The sequence below is a fragment of the Arthrobacter sp. SDR-2R genome (assembly GCF_057747955.1).
The window spans coordinates 2,891,865-2,907,270 of sequence record NZ_CM173231.1 but is presented as its reverse complement, the minus strand read 5'-3'; the positions used below and the strand labels follow the sequence as shown (position 1 = coordinate 2,907,270).

14 protein-coding genes are annotated in these 15,406 nt (G+C 62.3%); 1 reads left to right on the top strand and 13 read right to left on the bottom strand.

Annotated elements, in window-relative coordinates:
- Positions 1–132: 132 nt before the first annotated feature.
- From mdlC to AC3ANU_RS13465, 5 genes are all read right to left on the bottom strand, one after another.
- Positions 133–1,740, bottom strand: a complete 1,608-nt coding sequence (gene mdlC, locus AC3ANU_RS13485; protein ID WP_134164202.1) for a benzoylformate decarboxylase — start codon at positions 1,738–1,740, stop codon at positions 133–135.
- A 227-nt stretch (positions 1,741–1,967) separates the two neighbouring features.
- A complete protein-coding gene (locus AC3ANU_RS13480; RefSeq protein ID WP_133832282.1) occupies positions 1,968–2,837 on the bottom strand; it encodes a LysR family transcriptional regulator in 870 nt (289 codons plus the stop codon).
- Between the two features lie 384 nt (positions 2,838–3,221).
- Positions 3,222–3,560 (bottom strand): nuclear transport factor 2 family protein, encoded by a 339-nt coding sequence (locus tag AC3ANU_RS13475; RefSeq protein WP_056391280.1) that lies wholly within the window; start codon positions 3,558–3,560, stop codon positions 3,222–3,224.
- Positions 3,557–4,936, bottom strand: coding sequence for an MFS transporter (locus AC3ANU_RS13470; protein ID WP_056391283.1), 1,380 nt, complete (start codon positions 4,934–4,936; stop codon positions 3,557–3,559). The genes AC3ANU_RS13475 and AC3ANU_RS13470 overlap by 4 nt, the downstream gene beginning before the upstream one ends.
- A gap of 20 nt (positions 4,937–4,956) precedes the next feature.
- A complete protein-coding gene (locus AC3ANU_RS13465; protein WP_488314701.1) occupies positions 4,957–6,492 on the bottom strand; it encodes a carboxylesterase/lipase family protein in 1,536 nt (511 codons plus the stop codon).
- A gap of 155 nt (positions 6,493–6,647) precedes the next feature.
- Here AC3ANU_RS13465 and AC3ANU_RS13460 point away from each other — a divergent pair, with 155 nt between their 5' ends.
- On the top strand, positions 6,648–7,646 hold the full coding sequence (locus tag AC3ANU_RS13460) for an Lrp/AsnC family transcriptional regulator (RefSeq protein WP_488314700.1): 999 nt from the start codon (positions 6,648–6,650) through the stop codon (positions 7,644–7,646).
- Positions 7,647–7,690: 44 nt separating this feature from the next.
- Here the strand turns inward: AC3ANU_RS13460 and AC3ANU_RS13455 are convergent, their stop codons facing one another.
- The 8 genes from AC3ANU_RS13455 to solA form a co-directional block, all read right to left on the bottom strand.
- Positions 7,691–8,308, bottom strand: coding sequence for an MBL fold metallo-hydrolase (locus tag AC3ANU_RS13455; protein WP_488314699.1), 618 nt, complete (start codon positions 8,306–8,308; stop codon positions 7,691–7,693).
- Positions 8,305–9,411: an S-(hydroxymethyl)mycothiol dehydrogenase gene (locus AC3ANU_RS13450; protein WP_224084435.1), complete on the bottom strand. Its 1,107-nt coding sequence runs from the start codon at positions 9,409–9,411 to the stop codon at positions 8,305–8,307. The genes AC3ANU_RS13455 and AC3ANU_RS13450 overlap by 4 nt, the downstream gene beginning before the upstream one ends.
- A 45-nt stretch (positions 9,412–9,456) precedes the next feature.
- Positions 9,457–9,708, bottom strand: coding sequence for a hypothetical protein (locus AC3ANU_RS13445; RefSeq protein WP_026266041.1), 252 nt, complete (start codon positions 9,706–9,708; stop codon positions 9,457–9,459).
- Positions 9,709–9,802: 94 nt separating this feature from the next.
- Positions 9,803–11,200: an aldehyde dehydrogenase family protein gene (locus AC3ANU_RS13440; protein ID WP_488314698.1), complete on the bottom strand. Its 1,398-nt coding sequence runs from the start codon at positions 11,198–11,200 to the stop codon at positions 9,803–9,805.
- A gap of 21 nt (positions 11,201–11,221) precedes the next feature.
- The gene (locus AC3ANU_RS13435) at positions 11,222–12,592 is read right to left on the bottom strand and encodes an aspartate aminotransferase family protein (protein WP_488314697.1); all 1,371 of its coding nucleotides are present in this window, start codon (positions 12,590–12,592) and stop codon (positions 11,222–11,224) included.
- A 95-nt stretch (positions 12,593–12,687) separates the two neighbouring features.
- Positions 12,688–13,086, bottom strand: coding sequence for a GlcG/HbpS family heme-binding protein (locus AC3ANU_RS13430; RefSeq protein WP_488314696.1), 399 nt, complete (start codon positions 13,084–13,086; stop codon positions 12,688–12,690).
- A 94-nt stretch (positions 13,087–13,180) separates the two neighbouring features.
- Positions 13,181–14,134: a phosphotransferase gene (locus AC3ANU_RS13425; RefSeq protein WP_018771073.1), complete on the bottom strand. Its 954-nt coding sequence runs from the start codon at positions 14,132–14,134 to the stop codon at positions 13,181–13,183.
- 142 nt (positions 14,135–14,276) lie between these two features.
- Complete coding sequence (solA, locus tag AC3ANU_RS13420; protein ID WP_081620240.1) at positions 14,277–15,404, bottom strand: N-methyl-L-tryptophan oxidase; 1,128 nt, start codon at positions 15,402–15,404, stop codon at positions 14,277–14,279.
- Between the last annotated feature and the right edge of the window lie 2 nt (positions 15,405–15,406).

Below are 15,406 nucleotides of genomic sequence, written 5' to 3'. Positions count from 1 at the left end.
TATAGATGCCCGATGGCAGCCCGAATGGACTGCAGCAGGCGGTGAAAGGGTGGAGAGGGCCCCGCGGGGGTCCGTCGCAGCCGAGCCCAGGGAAGTGGGCACGGGCGCGGTAGGGTGTGGCGGTTTAGATACTCAGTCAGCAGTGATTCGCGTATCGATGAGGAACGGGCCCGTTCCTTCCAGGGCTTCCTTGTACGCCAGTACGAACTCTTCCCGGGTTTCACTTCTGATTGCTGGAACGCCGTAGCCTTCGGCGATGGCGACAAAGTCGATCCTGCCAAGTTGAAGGCCCGGCACATCGGGTACGCCCATGCGTTGTGCGAAGGCGGCCAAGGCCCCGTAGCTGGAGTTGTTGACGATGACGAAGACCGTGCGGGTCTGGCGTTGAGCGGCGGTGTACAGGGCGGTGATTCCGTAGTTGGCCGAACCATCGCCCACCGTGGCCACGACGGTCTTTGAGGGATCACCCAATGCCATGCCTACTGCTGCGGGGAGGCCGAAGCCGAGACCGCCTGAGGCGGGAAAGTGGTACATGCCCGGGCGGTCGATGGCGATGCGCTCAAGGTATTCGAGGTCGAGAGTTGTCGTCTCATTGACGTACGCAACGTCGGTGCGGGCGTTGGCGTTTAGTACTTCGAGGACCTCAGTGCCGGTCATACCATCCGGCGAGGTTTTGGCAGGTGGAAGGACGCGGGTACCGCGCGGTCCCCGCCGCCGGCCGCGGTCCTTGACGCTCTCGGAGAGAGTCCTGGCCGCCTCGGCTACGTCAGCGACGATCGCGCGGCCGTACGGCGCACGCGTTGCTTCACGGGGGTCCTGGGTGAGTTGGACCACCTGTGTTCCGGCAGTGAGGTAGTGTCCCGGCTCCCAACGGTGGTACCGGAAGACCGCCGCGCCCAGAACAAGAACCACATCGTGATCCGCCAGGCGCTCCCGCACGGAAGAGATGCCCGGAACCAGGACACCGGCAAAGTTGGGGTGCGTAGTGGGGAAAGGACAGCGCGAGGGGGAAGGGGCGACGTAAACGGAAGCGTCGGTCTTCTCCGCGAGGGAGATAACGTCGTCGAAAACACCGGCGTCAAGGACCGCAGCTGCGTCTACTTGGGGACCAACGACGAGGGCGAGATTCTTTGCCCCATCCACGAGGGAGAGGAGTTCCTGGGTTAGTCCTGGTGTGAGGCCCCCTGCCGACGAGACGGAACGGGTGTTCAGCAGGACATCGTCTTCAAGGGCTGTCTCGGCCCAGTCGTCGAGCGGGACTGAGACGTACACCGGCCCGCAGGGCTGGGTGGACGTCTCAAAAATGGCCTGAGCCAACGTCCGCGGTACGTCAGCAGGGGAGAGGGGCTCGTGCGAGTACTTCACAAGCGGTGCCGGCAGCATGGCGGCATCCGCGCTGGCAAGCATCGTCTCCTGGCCCACAGTTCGCCGCACCTGCTGACCCGCGAGGATGACCATCGGCGTGTGCCCGTATCGAGCGTTCGTCAGGGCGCCCATGGCATTGCCGGACCCCGAAGCCGCGTGAAGATTGACCAAGGCTGGACGGCCGGTAGCCCGGGCATAGCCCTCCGCCATGCCGACAACCACCTGCTCGTGCAGGCCAAGGACAAAATCGAAGTCTTCGTTGAGGCCCGCCAGAAAGGGGAGCTCATTTGACCCGGGGTTCCCGAAGACGGTTGTCATGCCATGGGCACGGAAAACGTCCAGGCTGGATTCCAAAACAGTCTTCTTGCGGGTCACCGGCGTCCTCTTTCAATGTGTTGCGAAGCCCCAGCAGTAATTGGGACTCGGGATCTGCAGGAGGCCAACGCATAACATGCCGCCTCTTCGCCTAGTCCGAGTTTCGGTCCCGGGCCTCACTAGAAAGGCTAAGTGACATCAATCACCCAGGTCTAATAAAGATTCAGGCATGTATTCATAGGTGGTACCTATGGGTTTGCGACGCGGTCTCCGGACCTAAGTTCCTGTCAGGAGGCCTGCATTCTTTTGATCGCCCAGTCGACAAACCAGGATGTCGCCGATGAAGACCTGTCCAGCGCTGCATGCGCACGGACTGGGGCAGCGAACTCGTCGCTGGGCAAAGCCCTGACCTCAAGGCCCCATCGACTGATCCAGTCAGGCGTGACAACCTCCGGAACGAAGGCGACCAAGTCCGAGGCGGAAAGGATGCCAGGAATCGCTGAAAAGCCTGAAAGATACACAGAACCTGGTACCGGCGGCGGCAATAGTGACTGCATAAGGGCATGCCCTGTTGTCCCGCGCACAACGATTCGCGGAAGTACAGTCAGTTCCTCGAACGTTGGCTTCTCACCGGTGAATCGGTTGGGGCGGGAAACACAGACGTATCGATCCCAACGGATCACCGAGGTGAACAGCGACTCTGCAAGCAGGTTTGACGAAACGGCAAGGTCCAGTTGGCCCGAGGCAAGGTCCTGACCTGCCGTTTCTGTATTGAGGTTGGCTACATCGAGGCTGCAGTGTGGGGCTGCTGCAGCAAGACCGGATACCAGTGCCGGAAGGAAGACCGCTTGCCCCAGGTCAGTCAGAGCGATTCGAAACGTGGTCTGTGCCGTAGTGGGGTCAAAGCTCGTGAGTCTGTTAACTGCCGCATCGGCAAGCTTCGGTAGCGTGCCAATCTCCTCGTATAGCTGCAGTGCCGAGCGGGTAGGAGCGATTCCGCGCCCTTCCCGCCGGAACAGTGGCGCGCCCGTGAACCGGCTAAGCCTGTTTAGCCCCTGAGTAACGGATGGTTGGGAAATCTTCAGCCGCTCGGCGGCTCCCGTCACTGAGCCTTCTTCGATAACCGCCGCAAACACCCGGATAAGGTTCAAATCCACAAAGAACGCCTCTCCTTAGCCATAAGGGGCTCCAGGCTCAGAGTAGCAACCTGCTGCCGAAGCGCGAACACCGGGTTCTGCAGTCATTTGATCCATGGAGCCCCCGTCAATTTCTCACGTACAACTGGACTACGCCATGACTGCACCATTCGACTCACTCAGGTGACGGAGAAGTGCCTCGTAAAGGCGCGGCTTACTTGGCTTTCAGTCAGGAGCCGATATTGAAGAATCCGTCAGCCTCAACAGGGCGTCACTGCCCAAAAGGAAGAGTGTCGCATTGTCCACACCCTGGGCTGTGGATCGGCTCATATTGTCCTTGTACTACAGCGGTCAGGAAAACAAGGGACGACGGCGGGAATCCCGCCGTCGTCCCTTGTTCGGTCTTTAGGCTCTATAGGCCCACTGTGCGAGCAGCCGCCCTTGGGCATCGTACTTTTGGACGGCCAGTCCTGGCCCTTGGTAGCTCATGCCGGCTAGAGGGTTGTGGTGGTCGTAGGTGAAGGCGATGAGTGGCCCACTTGAAGCGACATCGTGCAGGTGAAACCGGGTTTGTCCGGCCCCTTCGCGGGCCAAGGCGCTAACTTCCTCCAGACCTTGGTATGTCTTGTCGAGATCGACGATGTTGTATTGAACGTCGTCGTGGAAAGTGGCGATCAGGGGTTCCGCGTCTCCGTTGTTGTAGGCCGCCATCACGGTTCGGACTGTTTCGGAGAGGGTGCTCACGACGCCGCTCCTGCTTTCCCTGGGGGTGCCGTTTTCAGGCCGCTGTCATGCCCTTCTTCGATGTTTTCCTGATTCGTTGGGGTGCGGGGGATGGCAAGGGCAGCGAGTGCCCCGGCTACCGCGACGCCTGCGATGAACAAGAGGGGGACGATGACATTGCCGGTCCAGTCCTGACCGAGCCCCATGACGTAAGGGCCAAGGAAGGACCCTATGGAGCCCACGGTGTTGATCAACGCGATGCCTGCGGCGGCCGCCGTCATGCCCTTGAGTTGGAGGTTGGTGACCGCCCAAATAATGGGGCCGGTGGCGGTAAAGAGTGCACTTGCGAGGGATATTCCGATGAGGGTGGGGACCAGTTGATCGCCGGTGGCCACACTGGCGACCAGTCCCAGTGCGGCCAGTACCATGCCCGTGACCAGTACCCGCCGGTGGGCCTGGCTGCGGTCGCAGTAGATGCCAAGGGCGATGGTCGCCACGACAGCGACTGCGAACGGGACGGAGGACAGATAGCCGATCGTCATTACATCCGTTACGCCGGTGTTCTTGATGATGGTTGGTATCCAGAAGACGACGGCGTAGATGCCTATGTAGTTGGCTGCCAGGATGACGCCGAGGAGCCAGACCCGCCTGTTGGTGATGGCCTTCTTGAACTGCGTTGTTGCTTTCTCACGCGCGCCGGCCGGGCCGAGGCTTGCCGCAATGGCGGTCTTTTCCTCATTGGTGAGCCACGCGGCGTCCTTCGGTGTGCTGGCGACGGCAAAGAAGAAGATAATGCCAAGGAGGGCTGCCGGAATGCCCTGGATCACGAAGAGCCATTGCCAGCCTGCGATACCTGCGAGTCCCCCCAGGCTGGACATGACCCAGCCGGAGAGGGGGCCGACGAACATGCTGCCGATGGGTCCTGCGATAACCAGCAGTGCCAGGGCCTGGGCGAGGCGTTTGCGTGGGAACCACTGGGATAGGAAGTAGACCATGCCTGGGTAGAAGCCGGCCTCTGCGATACCGAGGAAGATCCGGGCAATGTAGAACTGTTCAGTGTTTTGGACGAAGCCGGTAGCGATGGTGACAACGCCCCAGGTGACCATGATGCGGGCGATCCACATTTTTGCGCCGACGCGTTCGAGGATCATGTTGCTGGGCACTTCAAAGAAGATATAGGCGAGGAAGAAGATCCCGGCGCCGAGCCCGTAGGCAGCTGCCGAGAGACCGATGTCGGCACTCATTTCGAGCTTTGCGAAGCCGATATTGACCCGGTCGATGATGGCCACGGCGTAACAGATGGAGGCCAGGGGCAGGATTCGCCAGGCGAGTTTCTTGTAGAGGGTGGTTGGCAGGTCCCCGGTGCCTTCTGAAGCTGTGTTGTGGGTGTACGTCATTGTACGGACTCTTTCGCTCGTCAGTGGGTTGTGTTGTGTGCTGGATGCAGGGCGGGGAATGTCCACCAGGTGTCGGGCTGCCACTCTGCCGATTCCCATGCCTGCCGTTGTTGCTGCCGGGGGTCCGGGATCACTGTTGGGGTGGTGTCCAGCAACATTGTCCACCGTTCTGTTCGCCGGTATTCCGGCCAGAAGGGCAGGTCGTGGCTTTCGGGTTTTCCGTGGTGGATGAAGGTTGTCCACGCCTGCCGGATTCCTGATGCCAGAGTCTGTAACGCCGGTTCTGCCGCTTCGAGTCCGATGTCCCAGACGAAGGGAACGTCGGCGCCATGGAACCCCCACTTCTCCTTGGGGGCGCCGGAGCTTGGAGCATCGAAGCGGTAACGCCAGCAGGACGCGTGTTCGGACTGGCTGTCGAGCAGCCGAATGGTGGGGATGCCGTACCGTTCGTCGGCCAGCACGGCGCAGTGTAGGCGGCGCTCGTCCGCCTCTGGGAAGGCGCTCCGGTAAATGTCCAGCACTTGTTCTGCTTCGTCCCCGAAGATCTCCTGTAGGACGCGTGGTGACTGTTGCGATGCACACGGGTCGGCGAGGTCGTAGCTTCCGGCCTCGTTGGCTGTCACGCCGGCCATGATGTTGATCCCCCTGGCGCGGCCCTTGGCGAAGGCGTGGACCGGGGCCTCGGGAAGAATGAGTCCGTCTACGGTTGGGCGCCAGACCCAGGTTGCCCTGACGCCGGCGGCAATCTCCTGCTGTGCGGCGAGGATTGTCTCAACGGGCATCGTTAGGAGCTCCGTGGCATCCGCAGGGCTAAGGCCGAGGGTGCGAAGCAGTGCAGCGGTGACCTGCTCTGCGGTGTCGGGGGTGTTGAGGTGCTCGCCGCCACTTTGAATGATTCCGCGGTGGAACAGGCCCTCGGCCATTGGCGAGGCCATCAGATTGACCACGCTCTTGGCCCCGGCGGAAACACCGGCGATGGTGATGCGTGAAGGGTCTCCCCCGAATGCGGCCACGTTGTCCCGGACCCATTTCAGTGCAGCGATCTGGTCCAGTAGGCCTGCGTTCGCCGACGAGGCGTACTGCTCGCCGAGGAGGTGGTCCAGCTTGAGGAAGCCGAGGGCTCCCAGCCTGTAGTTGACGGTGACCACGATGGTGCCTTCGAGGGCGAGGGCTGTCCCGTCGCCGATAAAGTTGGCTCCTGATCCCCAGGTGTATCCGCCGCCGTGGAACCAGACCAGAACCGGACAGGGCGAGTTTGCCGACTGCGTCGGTGCGGTGATGTTGAGGAAGAGGCAGTCCTCACCCATGGGCGAGTCATCGTCCGACGGCGTTGCCCCGCCAGGCGGCACGAGCTCGGCCGCGAGCACCTGCGGGGCACGCGTTGGAAACGTGGTCACGTCCAGAATGCCCTCCCACGGCTCTGCCGGCTGGGGAGCCTGCCACCGCAGGGCTCCGGTCGGGGGAGCGGCGTACCGTATCCCGCGCCAGCTGATGGTGTCATCGTTCGTGACCCCGCGAACTGCTCCCTGACGCGTCATTGCGACTGTGCCTGTCATTGCTTTTCCTTCACTAGGTATCGACTTCGTCAACAATCGTGTGCTGGGTCACGTGTTTCCGACAATGATTTCTGGATAAGTGGAAGAATCAGCCAAAAGTCTGGCGGAAAGTCTAGAGTTGGAGGTGACAAAGAAGTCGTAAAAGGGAGCGGGAAATGGATGTGCTGGATGAGCTGGACCAGCGGATTGTCGGCGCCCTCCAGGTAGACGGGCGCGCCTCGTGGGCGAAAGTGGCCGCAGCATTGGGGGAGGCCGAACGGACGGTGGCGCGGAGGGGCTCCGAGCTCCTCCGGGACGGGCGGGTGCGGATACGCGCGTTGCCGAATCCGAGCCGCTTCAGGCATCTGGAACAGTTTGTGTTGAAGGTTGCCTGCAATCCGGGCTCAGCAGGAATCGCCGCTGCGGCCCTCGCGCGACGGCCGGAGACCTTGTACACCTACATCCTCACCGGTTCGGCGGATTGTGCGGCGGAGTTTTCCAGCCCTGCTTCCAAGTTTGCAGAGCTGCTCATCCGGGACATAGGGAGCATCCCGGGGGTGAGGTCGGCCGCCACGTATCCGGTCCTCAGCTATCCCAGGACCATGCATCAGTGGAATCCCGGCGTCCTGACGCCGGCGGAGATTGAGGCGATGGGCGGAACCCGGTACTCGGAGGCTCCCACCGCCCTGGAGCACGTGGAGCAATTGGGCAAAGAGGACCGGCAGATTCTCCGGGCACTGGAACGCGATGGCCGCGCCAGTTATGAAGAACTGGCGCGTATCACTGGGCTCTCAGTGCAGACCGCCCAGCGCAGGGTGGAGCGGATGCGGCGCGAGGGCACATTGTTCATCCGTGCGGTCTTCGAGCCTGCGCTGCTCGGTTTGCCGGTGGAGGTTCTGCTGTGGGTCAAGGTGCCGTTTCCGGAACTGGACCGTGTCGAAGCGGAAATGCTTCCTTCTTCGTCAGTACGGTATGCCGCGGTCCTCGCCGGTGACTTCCAGCTTGTTGTCGATGCCGTATTTCCAAGCCGCGCAGCACTTTCTACCTATCTAAAAGGGGCTGAGTGGGCCACGCGGGCGCAGGCCATCGAGCCTGCCGTGGTGGTAGACGCGTTGAAGCGCAGCGGAACGATGGCGTTGTCGTTCGGCGAGGACCTCGGCGGGTACAGCTCCTGACAGGTTTGCCGTCGTGGCCGCTGTGGCAACACGACTTCCAGGCACTACGCCAATGTGTTCAGCGTTTCCTGCTCGGCGGCGATGGTGGTGTTCCCGCCGTGGCCGGTGCGGACCACGGTGTCGGCCGGGAGGGTCAGGAGCCGTTCGCGGATGGAGGCGAGGATGGTGGGGTAGTCGCTGTAGGACCGTCCGGTGGCGCCTGGGCCGCCGTTGAACAGCGTGTCCCCGGTGAAGACCGTCCCCTCGCTTTCCAGGTGGAAGCAGGTGGACCCGGGCGAGTGGCCGGGTGTGTGGATTGCCTTCAGGGTTGCCCCGCCCACCTGGAACACGTCGCCGTCGGAGTGGTAGTGGTCCGGTTTGGCGTCCGGGTAGACCTGCTCCCAGAGCACCAGGTCCTCCTTGTTCAGGTGGATCGGTGCGCCCAGGGCATCGGCGACTTCGCGTGCGGCGCCGATGTGGTCGTTGTGCGCGTGCGTGAGCAGGATGGCCTTCACCTTCCGGCTGCGGACCTGGTTGATGATCGCGGCGGCGTCGTGCGGCGCGTCGATGATGATGCATTCCTCGTCATTGCCCACGATCCAGACGTTGTTGTCCACGTCCCAGGTGCCGCCGTCGAGCGAAAATGTGCCGGAGGTGACCAGGTTTTCGATGGTGACGCTCATGCGGACGCCCCGGCCGGCTGGACCTCGACGACGGAGCGCAGCACCTTGCCCTCGTGCATCTTGCCGAACGCTTCCTCGACCTGGTCGATGGTGATCCGCTCGGACACGAACGCATCCAGGTCCAGGTTGCCCTGCTTGTAGTGCGAGACGAGCATCGGGAAGTCACGGGACGGAAGGCAGTCGCCGTACCAGGAGGACTTCAGCGACCCGCCGCGGCCAAAAACATCCAGCAGCGGCAGTTCCAGCGTCATCTCCGGCGTCGGGACACCCACCAGCACCACGCGGCCGGCAAGGTCGCGGGCGTAGAAGGCCTGCTTGTAGGTTTCAGGGCGGCCGACGGCGTCAATCACCACGTCCGCTCCGTGGCCTCCGGTGAGGGCACGGATGGCTTCCACGGCGTCCTCCTGGCGCGAGTTCACGCCATGGGTGGCACCGAGCGACTTGGCCATGTCGATCTTGTTGTCGTCGATGTCCACGGCGATGATCGTCGTGGCACCGGCCAGCCTGGCCCCGGCGACCGCAGCGATGCCCACGCCGCCGCAGCCAATGACGGCCACGGATTCCCCGCGCTTGACCTCGCCGGTGTTGATCGCGGCGCCGATGCCGGCCATGATGCCGCAACCCAGCAGCCCCACCGCGGCTGCGTCAACGTCCGGGTCCACCTTGGTGCACTGCCCGGCGGCCACCAGCGTCTTCTCGGCGAAAGCGCCGATGCCCAGGGCCGGCGAAAGCACGGTTCCATCCTCCAGGGTCATCTTCTGCGTGGCGTTGTGCGTGTTGAAGCAGTACTGCGGCTGGCCCTTGGCACACGCACGGCACTGCCCGCAGACGGCACGCCAGTTAAGGATCACCCGGTCGCCGGGGGCCACGGACGTGACGTCGGGGCCGACAGCACTGACCACACCGGTGGCTTCATGGCCCAGGAGGTACGGGAAGTCGTTTCCGATACCGCCCTGCTTGTAGTGCAGGTCGGTGTGGCAGACGCCGCAGGTCAGGATGTCCACCAGCGCCTCCCCCGGCCCCGGATCCGGCACCAGGATGGTCTCCAACGACACAGGGGCGTTCTTCTCCTTAACCACAACTGCTTGGACTTTATGAACCATGAATGTGCACCTTCGTTTGCGTTCTTGCTGTTGAACCGGGGCGGATCAGATGTCTTTAGTGTCGAGATGCCAGATTCTGTGGGTCCCGACGCTGAGAAGCTGGCGGTCACCACTGGAGATTCTGCGGACCCAGATCACGCCTATCTCTGCTGCTGTTTCTTCTACTTGGAGCCCGTCTTGGTAGAAGAGGTCTTCTGAGACGGCAACCCTGTCGCCGGCCCGGAGCATGGACCAGTCCTTTACCTCAACTGCACGGGTGTGGCGGTTCAAGTAATCCTCCGCAATGTCGATTGGCACTACTGGGTCGCTGTATCTAGCGTGCGGCCCTTAGCCTTGGCCTTCCGTGGTGGGGGCACCGCCTGCGGCGGTGCCCCCACCAGTCAGTGGTGTTTTAGCCGTTGATTACCTGGGGGACGCCGAGGTGTTTGAGTCCTTCGACGCCGAATTCGAGGCCGTAGCCGGATTGTTTTGCGCCGCCGAAGGGGATGCGTGGGTCGACGGCGCCGTGTTTGTTGATCCAGACGGTGCCGGCTTGGATGCGGGCGGCGACGTTGCGGGCTGTTGCCGGGTCTGAGGACCAGACGGAGGCGCCGAGTCCGACGTCGAGGGCGTTTGCTTTCTGGATTGCTTCGTCGATGGTGCTGTAGCGGATGATGGGCAGGGCGGGGCCGAATTGTTCTTCGGCGACGAGTGGGTTGTCGTTGTCAATGTCGGCCACGAGGGTGGTGGGGTAGAAGTAGCCGGGCTGGTCAGTGTCCGGGTTTCCGCCGAGGAGGACGCGGGCTCCGGAGGCTTTGGCGGCCTCCACGAGGTTCGCGACGATCTCGTATTGTGCCTTGTTCTGCAGCGGTCCGAGGACGTTGTTTTCGTCCAGGCCGTTACCCATTGGCATGGCCTTGGCCACGTTGGTGAGTTCGTCGCAGACGGCGTCGTAGATGTCGTCGTGGACGTAGAGGCGTTTCAGGGCGGCGCAGGTTTGGCCGGTGTTGATGAAGGCGCCCCAGAACAGGCCTTCGGCGATGGCCTTCGGGTCGGCGTCGGGCAGGACGATGCCGGCGTCGTTTCCTCCCAGTTCCAGGGTGAGCCGCTTGACGGTGTCCGCGGAGGATTTGATGATCGCTTTGCCGGTGGCGGTGGAGCCGGTGAACATGATCTTCCCGATGGCGGGGTGCGAGGCGAGGGCCTCGCCTACATCGCGTCCGCCGGAGACTACGGTGAGGAGCCCTTCGGGCAGGGCTTCGTTGATGGTTTCAACGAGGGCAAGCACGCTGAGCGGGGTGTGTTCGGAGGGTTTGACCACTACGGCGTTGCCCATTCTCAGGGCGGGGGCGACCTGCCAGACGGTGATCATCATGGGCCAGTTCCACGGTCCGATGGCCCCGACGACGCCGATGGGCCGGTAATGCAGCTCGGCGCGTGTTTCACCGTCATCGACCAGGGTTTCGGCTTCGAGCGGTGTCCCGGCGGCGGCGCGGAGCCAGGCCGCGCAGGCGCCGACTTCGAAGCGGGCGTTGGGGCCGTTCAGCGGTTTGCCCTGCTCGCGGGACAGCAATTGGGCGAGTTCCTCGGCGCGGGCTTCGATGGCGTCGGCGGCCTTCAACAGTGCAGCGGACCGTGCCTCGTGGCCGAGCTCGGCCCAGCCGGGCTGGGCGGCGACTGCCACGTCAATGGCGTGCTGCAGGTCCGCCACCGTGTGGACGGGCGCGTCGCCGACGGGTTCACCGGTGGCGGGATTGAAGATGGTCCGGGCAGCAACGGAGCCCTCGGTCAGGACAGGTGTGGTGTTCATGGCATTCTCCTCATTGAGTGGTTAGTTGTTGTTCCGTGTGAATCCGGGATGGTCACCATTGGTTTGATCAGTAGGGCCGTCGAGTGTTTCCAGTGCCAGACGGAGTTGCTCGATCATGTGTTGGGCGTGTTCGAGTTCGAAGACGAGCGGTGGCCTCATTTTGAGGACGTTTTCGTGGCGACCGATCTTTCCGATGAGAACGCCGCGGGAACGCATCTCTTCTGTGAGTGCCTTGGTGGCGGCGGGGTCCGGCGTCGCATCGTCGGGATTGACGATTTCCAGGCCAAAGAAGAGGCCCCTGCCGCGTACGCCCTTGATCCTGGGGTTGCCCTTAGTAAGGGCTGCGAGTTCGTCAGCGATGAACTTGCCGAGTTGGTGTGCATTTTCAACAAGCCCGTTCTCTTCCATGACCTGGAGCACAGCAAGGCCGGCTGCCGACGAAACGGGGTTTCCAGCAAATGTGTTGAAGTAGGTGTTGTTTTCCCCGAATTCCTCCATCAGTGCGTGCGTGGTGATGACGCCACCTACGGGGTGGCCGTTGCCCATCGGCTTGCCAAGTGTCACCAGATCAGGGGTGGTGCCGAAAGCCTGGTGGCCCCACATGTGGTTGCCGGTCCGTCCGAAGCCTGACTGGACCTCGTCCGCGATGATCAGTCCGCCGGCAGCACGGACCCGGTCGGTGACTGCCTCGATGTAGCCGTCGGGGGTCTGCAGGAGTCCCTCGGTTGAGAACAGCGGGTCATACAGGATGGCTGAGACGCCGTAGCCTTCGGCCTGGAGCGAGGAGATGGCTGCGTCGACGTCGCGCAGCGCTTCCTGGAGGAGGCGCTTTCGTTTAGCCGGTGTCAGCCCTGCTGCGTCCGGAATACGAATGGGGCGTACGTGGGCGCCGAGGGGTTCTTTGACCTGGAGGCCGGTGGTCAATTCGGCAAGGGTCGTGGTGTTGCCGTGGTAGCTGTGGTCCGAAATAAGGATGCCGGTGTTGCCGGTGTGTTGCCGTGCGATTCGCAGCGCGAGCTCGTTTGCTTCTGATCCGCTGTTGGTGAAGAACACCCGCTCCAAGGGGGAATCGAAGAGCGCCAGCAGCTTTTCGGCGTACTCAACGACGCGTGAGTTGAGGTACCTCGTGTGGAGGTTGACGGTCTGCAGCTGGGTTGTGATTGCTTCGCGGACGACGGGGTTGGAGTGTCCGACGTGGGGAACGTTGTTGTAGACATCCAGGTAGGTCTTGCCGGTGGCGTCGTGGACCCACACGCCCTCGCCGGCCACGATTTCCAGGGGAGTGGCATAGAACAGCGGGGAGTGGCGCCCGATGGTGCGTTCGCGGCGGTTAATGAGACCTTCCTGGAGGAGTGCGTCGGGTGCCGGTTCTGTGGCTGTTTCGAGTGTCATTGCTGTCCTTGGCCGTTGGTGCGGATTTGAGTCCGGAACATGAGTCGGTGGGTGTTGCCGGGGTCGGACGGTCGATGGCCGGCCCCGGCAACCGGTTAGAGGGCTTGGGCGCCGGCAGTAGCGACCAGGTGGTCGTTTTCCACGGTGCTGCCGCTGACACCGATGGCGCCGATGGTCACCCCGTTTTTGGTCAGTGGGATGCCTCCGGGAAAGGTGATCAGGCCGCCATTGGAAACTTCGATGTTGAACAGCGGTCCGCCGGGCTGCGAGATGGAGCCGATGTCTCCGGTGGGCATGTCGAAGTAACGGGCCGTGCGTGCCTTTTTGATGGCGATGTCGATACTGCCGAGCCACGCACCGTCCATGCGGGTGAAGGCCTTGAGGTTTCCGCCGGCGTCTACAACGGCAATGTTCATCAGGGTTTCCGAGGCCAGGGCTGCCTCTCGTGCCGCTTCAACTATCTTGTGTGCTTCTTGCTGTGTGATGTCGTTCATCTGTTGCTCCGAAATCTTTTCCTGTTTATGGGCGTAGTCGTATCGACTGGTGTAGAGCCAGCCTTGGTTAGGCGCTAACGCGCGGCGGGGGGTGTTAGACGAGAGCTGCTGGTTTTGCGGCTGCCTTTATTAGGTCGGGGAAGTCAGGGGCTGTTATTTCGGTGATCAGCCCTTCCCAACAGGTACGCAGTTCCCCTGCGTAGTCGGCGTCGTCGTTGGGCGCAGCGTTCCCCATTGCGGTGATCCACAGTCCACTGTTGGACCAATGAGCCACCGCCATGAAGAGCCTGGCGCGGGCCATTTTTACTGGGTCAGTGTTGCCGAAGTAGGCCTCGAAGAGTGCCTGTGCCTTCTCTTTCCCGAATCCGTTTTGCGCTGCAATAAATCCAATCTCGTAGCACGGGTCCGAGTTGCCGGCGAGGTCCCAGTCGATAATGTTGTAGTTCATCGAGGAGGTGTCCTTGATGATGTTTGCATCCCAAATGTCCAGATGGCAGGGAACAAACTGGGACGGATCCAGGGCCAGGACGGTCTCCAGACGGTCCATCAGGGCCTGGATGGCTGACGTTCCGGGCGGCAGCTCGATACCTTGTCTTCTGGCGGCCTCCATCCTTTGTCGGGCCAGGTTGAAGGGGTTGATGTCGTTGAGGAACCGGCGGCCGGAGTGATGAAGCCGTTGAAGGGCAGGGACGAGTCGGGTGACGGAGTCATCGTCGTCGCTTAGCCTCGGGTGGCCTCCCGGAACAAAGTCGAGAGCCAGCGCCAAGGGTTCGTTTGAGACTGTTATGACGGGCGCGCCTACGCCGATCTCGGCGGCAATTCTCGTGTTTTCCAGAACAACGTGGGCGGCGGGCAGAACTCCTACCGTTTCCCAGTAGTTGTTCCAGAGCTTGACGACGCAACGACGGGAACCGTCCTCGACGAGGTAGTTCTTATGGGCCTGGCCGCCGGAGAGGGAATGTGCGGTGACGTGACAGCCACCCCAGTCGGGGTTCGTCGAAAGCACCGCCTCAATGCTGGTGATTTCGGTATCAGGGACGATGGTCATTAGGATTGGATGTCCTTCGATGTTCGAATGCAGGTGCACTGTGTTGGGGTCGGAGGTTGTCCTGGCTGCACTGTTCGCACTGTTTCACGAGCTCCCACAAGCTCTGTAACGGTGCGGTCAGGACATCTGCCGGTGTCACTGTTTACGCCTTTGCTGTGGCGAAGCGTGAAGGCAGGAACAGGTTTGTTTCGGGGCGGGAAACGCCGTCGACATGATCGGCCAGCATTTCACCAACAACCGCTGCATAGCGGAACCCTCGGCCCATGTCTCCGGTGCCGATGACGACATTGGACGACTCCGGGTGTCCACCGATAACCCAATGGCCGTCCTCCACCTCAGACCACATGCATACGGTGGTCGATACCGGGTTGGTGTCGATGTCCGGAAGCCTGGCGCTGAGGACTTCCTGGATCCGTTCGAGGTCTCCGGGCCTGAGGTCCTGACTGAGGTCCTCGGGATCGATCCAGTTTCCCTTCCCGGGGACAGAGAACTTCCATTCACCGTTAGGCTCGGAGCAACCGTAAGCCGGTGCCTCGTCCGATCCTGGGGGCTTGGCGAAGTAGATGGCCGGCTTCGGTGGCCCGTCCTGGCGGAAATTGGCCAGCACCTGACGGTCCACCTTGTAGGGCAGATCCAGTTGCATCAAATGGTTGGCGCGGGCACCCACGGTGACGACGACCTTGTCGGCTGAATAGTTACCCTGATCGGTGCTCACGACGATGCCCGAAGCGCTCTCATCCCAGCCTTGAACCGCTTCTCCCGTGCGCAGGGTTGCGCCGAGCCGGCGAGCCTCCGACTGCAGGGCCTTGATGGCGGGGTGGACGAGGGCAACGGTGCCGTTTGGCTCCCATACGGCGACTTCGTCGTCTTTAATCGTGGCCCAAGGGAACCGCTTCCGTGCCGTCGACGCGTTGAGGGCATCGTACTCAAAATCGGACGCGTTCAGGGATGCCACCGTTTTGTCGAACCACATTGATCCGGGTTCGCCGACGAACACAGTTCCCGAACGTTCCAACAGCCGGGTCCCGGTTTTCGCGGCCAACTCGTCCCACAACTCAAAGGTCCGCTTTGTGAAGGTGGTGTACTGGGCTCCTGCACTGCTGGATTGCCGGGCCAGCCGTGTGGCGCCTCCGTGCGAGCCGTGCATGTGTGGCGGTGCGAACTTATCCAGGCCGAGCACGGACTTGCCGCGGGCTGCCAAGTGCCACGCCGCCGATGAGCCCCAGGGGCCCAATCCAATGACGATGACGTCGTAGTGTTGTGTTGACACAA